This window comes from Acinetobacter sp. 10FS3-1 (assembly GCF_013343215.1).
GTDB classification, from domain to species: Bacteria; Pseudomonadota; Gammaproteobacteria; order Pseudomonadales; family Moraxellaceae; genus Acinetobacter; species Acinetobacter lwoffii_C.
Genome location: NZ_CP039143.1, coordinates 1,941,875 through 1,953,687, shown reverse-complemented (window position 1 = coordinate 1,953,687; position 11,813 = coordinate 1,941,875). Strand labels below are relative to the sequence as shown.

General features: G+C 46.5%; 7 protein-coding genes and 3 tRNA genes. 5 read left to right on the top strand and 5 right to left on the bottom strand.

Going from position 1 to position 11,813, the window contains the following annotated elements; genetic code table 11:
- Window positions 1–58: 58 nt before the first annotated feature.
- The 5 genes from E5Y90_RS09205 to E5Y90_RS09185 all read left to right on the top strand — a co-directional run bounded on the left by E5Y90_RS09205 (window position 59) and on the right by E5Y90_RS09185 (window position 8,631).
- Entirely contained in the window at window positions 59–3,289 is a 3,231-nt protein-coding gene (locus E5Y90_RS09205; RefSeq protein WP_174660052.1) for a lytic transglycosylase, read from the top strand.
- A gap of 40 nt (window positions 3,290–3,329) precedes the next feature.
- The gene (locus E5Y90_RS09200; protein WP_174660588.1) at window positions 3,330–5,138 is read left to right on the top strand and encodes an extracellular solute-binding protein; all 1,809 of its coding nucleotides are present in this window, start codon (window positions 3,330–3,332) and stop codon (window positions 5,136–5,138) included.
- Between the two features lie 22 nt (window positions 5,139–5,160).
- On the top strand, window positions 5,161–6,204 hold the full coding sequence (locus E5Y90_RS09195) for an ABC transporter permease subunit (protein WP_174660051.1): 1,044 nt from the start codon (window positions 5,161–5,163) through the stop codon (window positions 6,202–6,204).
- A complete protein-coding gene (locus E5Y90_RS09190) occupies window positions 6,204–7,214 on the top strand; it encodes an ABC transporter permease (protein WP_174660050.1) in 1,011 nt (336 codons plus the stop codon). Before E5Y90_RS09195 ends, E5Y90_RS09190 begins: the two co-directional genes overlap by 1 nt.
- A gap of 172 nt (window positions 7,215–7,386) precedes the next feature.
- Window positions 7,387–8,631, top strand: coding sequence for an NADH:flavin oxidoreductase/NADH oxidase family protein (locus E5Y90_RS09185; protein ID WP_174660049.1), 1,245 nt, complete (start codon window positions 7,387–7,389; stop codon window positions 8,629–8,631).
- Window positions 8,632–8,694: 63 nt separating this feature from the next.
- Here the strand turns inward: E5Y90_RS09185 and E5Y90_RS09180 are convergent, their stop codons facing one another.
- The 5 genes from E5Y90_RS09180 to E5Y90_RS09160 form a co-directional block, all read right to left on the bottom strand.
- Window positions 8,695–10,116, bottom strand: a complete 1,422-nt coding sequence (locus E5Y90_RS09180) for an iron-containing redox enzyme family protein (RefSeq protein ID WP_174660048.1) — start codon at window positions 10,114–10,116, stop codon at window positions 8,695–8,697.
- Window positions 10,117–10,422: 306 nt separating this feature from the next.
- A tRNA-Glu gene (locus E5Y90_RS09175) sits at window positions 10,423–10,498 on the bottom strand.
- A 47-nt stretch (window positions 10,499–10,545) separates the two neighbouring features.
- Window positions 10,546–10,621, bottom strand: a tRNA-Glu gene (locus E5Y90_RS09170).
- A gap of 25 nt (window positions 10,622–10,646) precedes the next feature.
- Window positions 10,647–10,722 (bottom strand) — tRNA-Glu (locus E5Y90_RS09165).
- A 131-nt stretch (window positions 10,723–10,853) separates the two neighbouring features.
- Window positions 10,854–11,756, bottom strand: a complete 903-nt coding sequence (locus E5Y90_RS09160; protein WP_174660047.1) for an alpha/beta fold hydrolase — start codon at window positions 11,754–11,756, stop codon at window positions 10,854–10,856.
- Window positions 11,757–11,813: the final 57 nt, after the last annotated feature.

Sequence of the window (11,813 nt, the reverse complement as noted above, 5' to 3'; positions counted from 1 at the left end):
GCTTAACTACAATGGCATATCTTAAAAAATAAATTATACGGATTGTTTGGATTTCTTTATGTATAAACCAACCGCAACTTTGTGGCAGCCTGATTTCCCCATCTTGTTAAAACTTTCTGTACTTGGAACGGCGCTTGCTTCCTTGGGACTGACCGGCTGTTCATCTACACAAAGTGCGACCCAAACAGGTTCCAGTAAAAAAGTCAGTTCGCAATATCTGGATGCCAACGGTCTGGATGGACTTGAAGATCTGCTTTCTGCTACCGATATGCGGGCAGTGGAAGGAGATCGTTTGCAGGTTCTAAAACACGGTGATATCTGGAAGCGCATGACTGTGGGCTTCAAGATGGATTTAACTGTCTGGAACCCGCGTATTGATGCCCAGCGTGGCTGGTTTATTTCCCGTCAGCCTTATCTGGACCGCTTGAGTGCGCGTGCTTCGCGTTATTTATATCATACGGTGAAAGAGGCAGAGCGTCGTGGTATGCCGACTGAACTGGCGTTATTACCGATTATTGAAAGTTCCTATGACCCGGCAGCGACCAGTAGTGCGGCAGCAGCAGGCTTGTGGCAGTTTATTCCAAGTACCGGCCGTATTTATGGTTTAAAACAGACCCCGATGTATGATGGCCGTCGTGACGTTGTAGAATCCACCCGTGCAGCTTATGAGTTTTTGGGGAGCCTGTATAACCAGTTTGGTTCCTGGGAGCTGGCTCTGGCATCTTATAATGCGGGTCCAGGACGTATTCAACAGGCGATTAACCGTAACAAGGCAGCCGGTTTGCCGACTGACTATTGGTCTTTAAAACTGCCGCAGGAAACGATGAACTATGTGCCGCGCTTTCTGGCAGTGGCACAGATTGTAAAAAATCCTAATCAGTATGGCGTGAGTTTACCGCCCATTGCCAACCGTCCTCACTTCCGTGAAGTGAATGTGGGTGCATCCAGTCTGAATGAGATTGCAGCGATTACCGGTTTAAGCCGTGCAGAACTTTATCAGTTAAACCCGGGACATCGGGGTGAACGGATTGATCCACAAAGCCCGCGCCGTATTCTGATCCCGGCTGACCTGAGTCCATCGATTGATGAGAAACTGAAAAAACTCTCTGGCTCTGGCGGTTTATTGGCGAGTGCTCCAAGCTCTGCTGCTAAAACTTCGACCACCACGGTGCTTACGACCCGCACACCTTCTGCTGCAACCACCAGCAAGTCCGGTACAGTATCGGCAACTGCGGGAGTGGTGAGTAAAACGGCAAGCTCTACAGCAACTCAAGTCGCCACGAACTCTGGCAATTCGCTGGCACTTAATACTAAAAAAGTATCCACACCAAAAGGATCGACCGCCTTGGCGGACTTCGCGGCACAAAGTGACTTGCCGATTCCGAGTGCACCACGTATTCCGGTGGCGGTAAGACCCGATACTCCGGTTAAGCCGGTTCAGGTGGAGCCTCCAATTTCTGCGGCAGAACGTGAGAAAATTCAAAGTATGCTAGCTGCAGAGAGTGCGGCACAAACGGTAGAAGAGGTTTTACAGCCTGTAGCGACAACCGCTGAGCGTGATGAGGTGGTTGAGGAGCTAAAAGCCTTGGCACCTGCGGGCACAGAAATTGTTGATCCTTATGATGGCAAAATTAAGCTCACTGCCATTCAGACCAGTCTGTCTGTGGCAGAGCAGCAGGGCAAGGAGCTGACCAAAGGTTTTTCCTATCCTAAACAGGTGGCGGAAAATACCCAAGCCAGTTCAGTTGAAGCCCAGCTGAATCAGGGCAAGAACTATGTCAAGACTGACTCTGAAGTGGTCGTGGTGCCACCGAAAGGCAAACGCAGTACTTATACCGTTGTTGCGGGTGATACTTTGGCGCTGATTGCAGCCAAAAATGGGGTGAGCTGGCGTGATGTTGCCAAGTGGAACCAGATTGATCCGAGTGCAACGCTATATGTAGGAACCACGATTTATCTCTATGATGCCAAGCCGGTACAAGCAGCGCCGAAGGCCAAAGAAAAACCGGACAGCTATGTGGTTCAGGCTAATGACTCCTTAACCAGTGTCGCCAGCCAGTTCGGTTTAAGCCTACAACAATTGGCCGATTTTAATGATCTGGCACCAAGTAGTGGTTTGTTTGTGGGCCAGAAGCTGGCTTTAAAACAAACTGCCACAAAAGCCAAAGCTGAGGACAACAAAAAAGCAGAAACAGTCAAAATTCAGACCAAGTCTTATACGGTAAAACGTGGTGAATATTTGAAACTGATCGCGGATCGTTATGCCTTGTCGAATGGTGAACTGGCAGCATTGACCCTGGGGTTAACAGCGGGCAGCAGCTTATTGGTGGGACAAAAGATCAATGTGCCATTAAATGAAGTGGCAGAGTTGACTACATCGGGCAAAAAAGTCGAGCAGAAGTTTGAAAATGTCAAAGTAGAGCAGACACCGACAGAAAACTATCAGGTCAAGCGCGGTGAAACCCTGTATAGCATTGCCAGTCAAAGCAAGCTCAGCGTATCGGAACTGGCGGCCTTGAACAGTCTGTCTGCCAATAGCGGCTTGCGTATCGGTCAGACCATCAAAATTCCAGCCGCTAGTCGAGTGCCGGAAACTTATACGGTGCAAGCAGGGGACACCTTGACCGGTATCACGGCGAAATACAATCTGTCGATGGACCAGATTGCGGACTTGAATAATATTTCCCGTACGGCCAATCTACGTGTCGGTCAGCGCTTAAAACTGAGCGGCGAAGCTGAACCTGTGCAGGAAACGCAGGTTGAGAGCAGTACGAAGAATGTCAAGTCTGATACGCATGTGGTGAAATCGGGTGAAACCCTCACTTCGATTGCGCGTCAGTATCATTTGCAGCAGAAGTATCTGGCGGATTTAAATGGTCTGAAGAGCAATAGCAGCCTGCGTATCGGCCAGCGTTTAAAAATTGAAGGTCAGTTTCCGGCCGATAAAAAAGTCGAAGAAGCGAAGGTGACAAATAAATCTTCAGCGTCTAAAGCAACGGAATCTTATACCGTGAAATCCGGCGAGTCTCTGAATGCGATTGCCAAGCGTTTGGGCATAAGCGTGAGTGATCTGGCAGGCCTGAACAATCTCGGTCCGCGTGCAGGGCTGCGTGTCGGTCAGACCATTCAGATTCCAAAATTGGTGACTGAATATAAGATCCAGCGTGGAGATACCTTGATTGGTCTGGCTGCGCGTCATGGTCTGGCAACAGACGAACTGGCAGAAATGAATGAAATCAAACCGAATACGCAATTGCGGATTGGCGAGGTAATTAAGGTTCCAAACTGATTTTTGTCTCGTGAGATTGTTTAATCCCAGTCATATCTGGATGGTAGTGACTGCCCCTTGGCTCATCAGTAGCAGTGGGGCAGCAGTCATCACCACCCCGTATATTGCCCTGCATGGCAGTCCTCAATATGCTCACGCTGAATCTATGCCTTATGCCAACCCTAAAGCACCCAAAGGTGGGGTGCTGATCCGGGCTGCGGATGGCAGTTTTGATAATCTGAACAGCATGAATGGCAAGGGGAATGTCACTGAAGGGATTAACTATATTTTTGACAGTTTACTGTCGAAGTCGCTGGATGAGCCTGGCGTATATTATCCCTTGCTGGCGGAGAAAGTCAGTTTCGATCCAGAGCAGACCGCCTATATTATTTTCCATTTAAATCCGAAGGCCAGATTCAGTAATGGTCAGCCCGTCACGGCAAAGGATGTTAAATACAGCTTTGAGCTGTATCAGACCCAATCCAATTTTGGCTTGCAGATGTATCTGGCGGATATTCAACGCATTGAAGTGCTATCTCCCTTAAAAGTCAAAATCAGTTTTAAGTCGCGCCACAATCCGGAAATGGCCATAGGCGTGTCACAAATGCCGATTTATGCACAACAGGAATGGCAGCAGCGTAATTTTAAGGAGATCAGCCTGAAACCGATTCTGGGTTCAGGGCCTTATGTGATTGAACGGATTGAAGCGGGACGACGTATTTCCTATAAGCGCAATCCGCATTATTGGGGCCGGGATTTGCCGGTCAATCGTGGGCGTTATAATTTTGACCGGATTCAATATCGATATTACCGCAGTCCGGAAATTAAATTTGAAGCTTTTAAATCAGGCCAGTTCACCCTCCATGAGGAAACTCAGGTCAGCCGCTGGGTGAAAGATTACCGCTTTCCTGCGGTACGGCAAGGCCGGGTCAAGACCTATCGCCTACACCACCATAATCCGATTCCCACACAAAGCCTGGTGTTGAATACTCGGCGTCAGCCTTTTGCTGATATTTACTTCCGTCAGGCGCTGAGTCTGGCCTATGATTTTGAATGGCTGAACAAAGCCATGTTTCATGGAGAGTATCAGCGTTTAAATAGTTTTTTTAGCAATAGTGAACTCGCATCTGGTGGAAAACCCAGTGCTCAGGAGCTGAAAATTTTACAGCCTGAACTGTCTAAATTGCATCCGGTACAGCGTCAAGCAGTATTGCAAAACTGGCAGTATCCACCCTCGGATGCCTCCGGATTTAACCGCAAAAACCTGCTTCAGGCCCGGAAAATCCTGTTAAAAGCCGGTTATTATTATCAGCAGGGACAGTTGCTAAATGCCCAGGGTAAAACTGTAAAAATCGAGTTTTTATTACATCAGGCCGAGCAGCAGCGTTATCTGATGCCTTATCTCAGGCATTTAAAACGTCTGGGGATTCAGGCTCGAATCCGGATGGTGGAAACTGCACAGTATTATGAGCAGCTAAGAAATTATCAGTTCGATATGATTGTGGATACCATGCCGCAATCGCTGACGCCGGGACAGGAACAAAAGCAGTTGTGGGGTAGCGAGGCTGCAGGCCAGTCCGGCAACTATAATTATGCCGGGATTCGCAATCCGGGGATTGACCGGGTAATTGATCAGGTCATTCAGGCGCAAAGCCGCGAGCAGCTGATAGACCGTACCCGGGCCTTGGATCGTTTGCTGCGGGCGGGTTATTATCACATTCCGACATATGGTAGCCGTGAATACTGGTACGCTTACTGGAATATGTATCAACAACCCAAGATCAAGCCGAAGCTTTCTGCCGGCATTGATTACTGGTGGGTTGATGCTGGCAAGGCCAAACAAATAGCACCCTATTTAAAATATCGCTAAGTTTCTAGTCCCGAGGAGTACCATGAGTACTTATATACTCAAACGTCTGCTACTCATGATTCCAACATTATTCGTCATTTTACTGATCAATTTTGTGGTGATTCAGCTTGCACCGGGTGGTCCTGTAGAACAGGCGATTTATCAGGCGCAGCACGTTAACCCTCTAGGGGCGAATGGCTTGAAATATCAGGGGCAGCAAGGTCTGACGCCTGAAATGCTGGAGCAGATTAAAATTCAATATGGATTTGACCAGCCGCTCTATCTGCGTTTCTGGGAACTGCTGAAAAGCTATGCCCAGTTTGACTTGGGACACAGTTTTTTTAAAGGGCAGGCTGTAACAGACCTCATCTGGGAAAAACTTCCTGTCTCATTGTCTTTAGGCCTGTGGAGTACGGTGCTGATCTATCTGGTCTCGATTCCTCTGGGCATCCAGAAAGCTAAAAAGCATGGCAGCCTGTTTGACCAGACTACCTCCTTGCTGTTGGCGGTCGGTTATGCCATTCCAGCCTTTATTTTTGCGATTTTGCTGATTGTATTGTTTGCAGGTGGCTCTTATCTGCAATGGTTTCCTTTGCAAGGCCTAAGCTCGGAAAATTTTGCTGAATTATCTTTTTGGGGGAAAATCCGGGATTATTTTTGGCATATGGCGCTGCCCTTGCTGGCTATTGTACTGGGCGGTTTTTCCCGACTGACCTATCTGGTGAAATTTTCCTTTGTCGAGGAGCTGGGCAAACATTATGTACTGGCAGCGCAAGCCAAAGGCCTACAGGAACGGGCAGTGCTGTATCGGCATGTATTGCGGAATGCTGTGCTGGTTCTGGTTGCCGGTTTACCTGAGGCACTGCTCGGCATTCTATTTGTCGGTAACCTGTTTATCGAAATCATCTTCAATCTGGATGGTTTGGGGCTGCTGGGATTTGAGGCGATTATGCAGCGGGATTATCCGGTAATTTTTGGAACGCTCTTTATTTTTAGCTTGCTGGGTCTGCTTCTGCGTTTACTCAGTGATGTGCTGTACCGGGTAATTGATCCACGGATTCATTTTGAATCGCGAGGATTGAAATAATGTCACCGATGCTGCGTGCCAGCCTGCAACGCTTTAAAAATAACCGGACCGGTTTTGCCTGTTTCATTGCATTTTTAATGATTCTGCTGCTTTCGTTGGGCGCGGAACTGATTGCCAATGATAAACCCCTGCTGGTCAAATATCAGGATGCTTATTATCTGCCCGTACTGAAGGCCTATCCTGAAACCACCTTTGGTGGTGTTTTTGAAACTGAGGCTGAATATCAGGACCCGGCTGTGCAGCAGCTGATCCATGCCAATGGTTGGGCGCTTTGGCCGGTTATCCGGTTTTCCTATGACACACCCAATCTGGCGCTGGATGTGCCGCTTCCTGCACCCCCCAGTCAGCAGAACTGGTTAGGGACAGATGATCAGGGGCGAGATGTGTTGGCCCGGATTCTGTATGGCTTGCGTATTTCCCTGCTATTTGGTTTTGCATTGACTTTGCTGTCTGCAGCCCTCGGTATTCTGGTCGGCGCAATCCAGGGCTATTATGCCGGCTGGGTAGACCTGATTGGGCAACGGATTCTCGAAGTCTGGGGCAGTCTGCCAATGCTGTTTATGGTGATGATTCTGGTCAGTCTGTTCAGTCCGAATATTTACTGGCTGTTTTTGATCATGCTGTTCTTTGGCTGGACCACGCTGGTGTCGATGGTGCGGGCTGAATTTTTGCGAGCGAGAAATCTGGAGTATGTCTGGGCTGCCAGAAGTATGGGCGCAGGCCATGGCCGGATCATGTTCCGGCATATCTTGCCCAATGTCATCGGTTCCAGCCTGTCGCAGCTTCCTTTTATGCTGACCGCTAATATTAGCGCCCTGACTGCTTTGGATTTTTTGGGGTATGGCTTGCCACCTGAAACAGCTTCTCTGGGTGAGCTGTTACTACAAGGAAAAAATAATTTAAATGCGCCTTGGCTGGCCTGGTCTGGCTTTCTGACCTTGGCAATTGTGCTGTCCCTGCTCATTTATACGGGAGAAGCCATACGGGATGCTTTTGATCCTAAAACTTAAACTTCTCACTTCATTCCAGCTAAAAAAGATGCATCGTCTTAAACATAGAGCAAATAAATTTGTGATCAGTCATCTTAAATAAAATTTGTGTCAATTTGACAAGTTGAATTGTCAAATTTTCTGACTTGGGTTATAACACATACAAAATAAGATAAATACCTTAGGAATATACATGACAAAATTGGCTGATTCTATCCAGATTCGTAATACCCAGTTTAAAAATCGCATTATTAAAGGCGCGATGAGTGAAGCGCTGGCCAATGATGCAGGTCAGCCGAATCAGGCCCATTTAAAACTTTATGAAGCTTGGGCCAAAGGCGGTTTGGGCTGCGCGATTACCGGCAACGTCATGGTGGATTTTCGTGCCAAAAATGAACCTGGCGTGGTCGTGGTGGAAACCGAACGTGATCTGGCGCAGCTCCAGGCGTGGGCTGAAGTGGGCAAACGTCATGGTATGGTGCAGCTGGTTCAGTTGTCTCATCCGGGACGTCAGTGTCCTAAAGGATTAAATAAAGAAACGGTTGCGCCTTCGGCTGTGCCTTTTAGCCCGGCGCTGGCGGTAAGTTTTGGGACACCGCGTGAACTAGGTGAAGATGAGATTCTAGATATTATTCAGCGCTTTGCAACTTCAGCAGCCATCTGTGAAAAGGCCGGGTTTGAAGGCGTGCAATTACATGGTGCCCATGGTTATCTGATCAGCCAGTTTTTATCGCCGCTGACGAATAAGCGTCAGGACCAGTGGGGTGGCAGTATTGAAAACCGCAGCCGTTTTCTGCTTGAGACTTATCAGGCGGTTCGTGCCGCAACCTCGGAAAACTTCATCATCTCGGTCAAGCTGAACTCCGCGGATTTCCAACGTGGTGGTATTAGTGAAGAAGATGTGATCTATGTCTTTAAAGCCATGGATGCCGCAGGTATTGATATGATCGAGGTATCTGGCGGGACTTATGAAGCACCGGCCATGGCAGGAGTAAAAGCGGAAAAACGTAAAGCTTCAACCGTGGCACGAGAGGCCTATTTCCTCGACTTTGCCGAGAAGATTCGTCAGGAAGTAAATTGCCATCTAATGGTGACGGGTGGCTTCCGTACTGCAGCGGGTATGAATGCCGCCTTGGAAAGTGGTGCATGCGAATTTGTGGGTATTGCCCGCCCATTTGCGGTTGAGCCCGATCTGGGCGATCGTCTGGTTGCCGGGGAGGATGTGCGATATGCCGTGGAGAAAATTAAAACCGGTATTCCAATGGTTGATAAAATGGCCATTATGGAAATTATCTGGTATGCCGCACAGTTTAAGGAAATTGCCAAAGGCAATCAGCCGAATCCAAAACTATCACCTCTAAAAGTTTTTCTGAATTATTTAAAAGGTAATGTAAAAGCCGTGATTAAAGGTCAGATCAATTCACGTAAATCAGCTTGATAGCTATAAATTGAAGCAAAAAAACAGGGCATTTTAAATGCCCTGTTTTTATCAGTGACTTGTTTAGCAATAGGTCATGGCCTGAGTCTGGAAGGGGAAGAGTAGCTGGCAAAGCTGACGTGTAGCCCATAAACCGACTTCCTGATGGTGCATATGTGGCGCCACATAAGGAATCAATAAATCAATCTTCTGCTCGGCAGCGGCACAGCGATTCAAACGGTTTTTCAGCTGATGAATCTGTTGCTGATCGATACGGTTTAATACTGATTCCGTCTGATGATTTAGCTGAGATTTGCTACCTGTAGACAGGCGGGCAGCCAATGTCGCTCCCTGAATCCAGTCTTTAATAATCTGCTTTTCAGTGGCATTAAATACGCCAAACATTTTGCCGTCCGGATCATCAATGATTTTCCAGAAACGGCTCTGTTCTACTGCTGCATCTTTTACAATCCAACCTTTTTCAAGCATGACTTTCAGGAAGTCGGCAATCTGCGCCGGGTCAGATAGCCATTCATTGATATTTTTGCCGCTAAACTGGCACTTCTGGTTATGGATATATTGTCCGATCAGAGCCTTATTTTGGAATACTTTCAAGGCCAGTTGTTCAGGATTTAGTTGCGTGATGATCTCGGTAGAACTTTTACCAATATCATTCAGTACATAACCTTTTTTGATCAGATCCAGATACTGTGCAGGATCTTCCGCGAGAGCATAGTGATCTAAATAGGCTTGTAACGATTTGTGGGCATGACCATTGTGCGCATTATCAATGGTGATATGCACATTGAAGTAATGCGGGTCGATAGCCAGTTCAGCCAGCTCGTAATTGGTGATCAAGAGATGTAAGGGCAACTGTTCATAGCCAAGATTAAATCCAATCACTAAGGGCAGATATTCTGGAGGAGCATAGGCCAGCGCCAGTTGTACTGCCGCCTGTTCATAATAGCTGACATCCAGCTGCTCGGCATAACTGTTTAACTCATAATGGTTGAGCAGCTCCTGATACATGGTGACATGATTGGCGCGAGTATGCCCCATGCCGAGTTCTTCCAGATAGATGTAAATCAGGTCTTTATTTTCCAGACGATTCCAGTTTTGTACACTCGAATACAACCACGAACCATCTACCAGTTTCACCGGAGCCACTTTGGCTAAAAACTCAAAGGCATGGGCCACAGTGGGAAAATATTCCCGTCCTTGCTGCTGTTTGCGCCGTTCTAGATATGACTGGAAAAGCGCACAAGTTTGATGGTGCTGTTCCAGAAAATGCTGTTCTACATAAGCTGGCTGATCCAGCCATTTCATTCCCACCACATCAACTTGCTGGATTAAATCGCTTAAATAGTGCTCCGCCTGTTCGGTCTTGACCGCCGTTGAAATCTGTTGATCCTGAAAGAAGTTGACCCAATCTTTAAAATTTTTAAATTGATGGTTATGGTTTTTAATAGATGATTCAGACGAACTTGACTTTGTACTGACGAACATAATCTGATCCTTGCAGATATAGTATGCTTTCTACCTTAACGGCATGCTGATATGCTCGGTGTTGATTTTTTGTTCATATTTATAGTGTGATTGCTGTAAATGAAAATGAATCGATAACGAGATGAAGATAAATGTAAAAGAATGAAATTTTTGAATGAATTATTTATCAAAAAAGAAAATTGCGGTCCCATGAAATTGATCAAAAGATAAAAAATGGAATTGAATGTCTAGGTAATAAAAAAGCCCAAGTCATCATGCTTGGGCTTTTTTGTGAGAACACTTCTTTTAAAAGAATGATCTCGAATATGGCGTCCCTACGGGGATTCGAACCCCGGTTACCGCCGTGAAAGGGCGATGTCCTAGGCCTCTAGACGATAGGGACAAATGAGAAGTAATATTTTAATCTACCATACCTTTTGATTTAAAGGATGGCGTCCCTACGGGGATTCGAACCCCGGTTGCCGCCGTGAAAGGGCGATGTCCTAGGCCTCTAGACGATAGGGACTTAATAAAATAATACTTCTGAAAATTGGCGTCCCTACGGGGATTCGAACCCCGGTTACCGCCGTGAAAGGGCGATGTCCTAGGCCTCTAGACGATAGGGACGTTTCAGAGGTGGGCGTATAGTAGGGTGAAAATTAGGAGGTGTCAAACGCTTTTCCAGAATTTTTCCTGTTTTTTCTGCTGAGCGCATAATTTTAAAACAATATGGGGGAAATGCTTGAAAAATACAGAATTTAAGACGATTTTTTAAGCATGTGCAGGATGGCTGCTACCACATCTGGATGCTGGATATAACCATCAATATCATGCGGATGTTCGGGGGAGGTGCGTATTTCATGATTAATAATGGCAGGTTCAAATAAAAAAGGGGCTTCTGTCAGGGGAAACGTTGTCAAAAAATCATCATGTGAATAAAAGTTGATCCAGTCACCACAAATGGCAGCAGGCCGGACCACGGGCTGAGGCAGATGAGTCTGTATTACCCTAAAAGCCAACGGCGATCCGAGCGTAATAAAGCGCTGGATATTCAGTTCTGGATGATGAACCAGATAATTATAGGCAATGACACTGCCCAGCGAATGGGCAATTACAATACAGGGCTGCTGACCATAAAGTTGCTGGGCAATACGCTGGTGAACTTGCTGCATAAAATCAGGATTGGCCAGATAAAGATAGATTTCAATCAGAAATTTCTTGATCAGAGTGCCATGTAAGCCGGGAAAATAATTTAGCAATACAACAAAATCACGTAAGGCTGTATTTTTACTTAAAGTAGTAATAAATTTTAATTTCTGGTTAAAACCCACAGCATCTTCTACATTTAACTCTGGAATTTCACAAGTCTCAACTTTATGCGGAGGGAGGGAGTGCTCTGGCGGAATGTTGATGGGATGATGAAACGGGAAGTGTGGCCAGTCCTGAGGCATAAGAGTGCTGGCATTGAGAACATTGTGCAGATGATGCTTTAACAGTAAGTCGCCATAAAAAGCGATGCGAATATGGCGTTTTAAATGAGAAAAGCAGGCCAGTTGATGGTTTTTCCGAAGACCTTTTTTAAAAATATGTAGCCAATGTTGACGTAATGAGGCAGATGTAAACTGCTGTTTGTTTATTCCATGAATATAAATAATTTTCATCGGTGCCTCATTCGGGTGGCTCCATATCTATTTACAGTATAGATAAAAAAAGAGCAG

Coding starts and splice junctions, on each gene's coding strand:
- E5Y90_RS09205 (WP_174660052.1), top strand. CDS start 59: ATGTATAAACCAACCGCAACTTTGTGGCAGCCTGATTTCCCCATCTTG.
- E5Y90_RS09195 (WP_174660051.1), top strand. CDS start 5,161: ATGAGTACTTATATACTCAAACGTCTGCTACTCATGATTCCAACATTA.
- E5Y90_RS09190 (WP_174660050.1), top strand. CDS start 6,204: ATGTCACCGATGCTGCGTGCCAGCCTGCAACGCTTTAAAAATAACCGG.
- E5Y90_RS09180 (WP_174660048.1), bottom strand. CDS start 10,116: ATGTTCGTCAGTACAAAGTCAAGTTCGTCTGAATCATCTATTAAAAAC.
- E5Y90_RS09160 (WP_174660047.1), bottom strand. CDS start 11,756: ATGAAAATTATTTATATTCATGGAATAAACAAACAGCAGTTTACATCT.
- E5Y90_RS09185 (WP_174660049.1), top strand. CDS start 7,387: ATGACAAAATTGGCTGATTCTATCCAGATTCGTAATACCCAGTTTAAA.
- E5Y90_RS09200 (WP_174660588.1), top strand. CDS start 3,330: ATGGTAGTGACTGCCCCTTGGCTCATCAGTAGCAGTGGGGCAGCAGTC.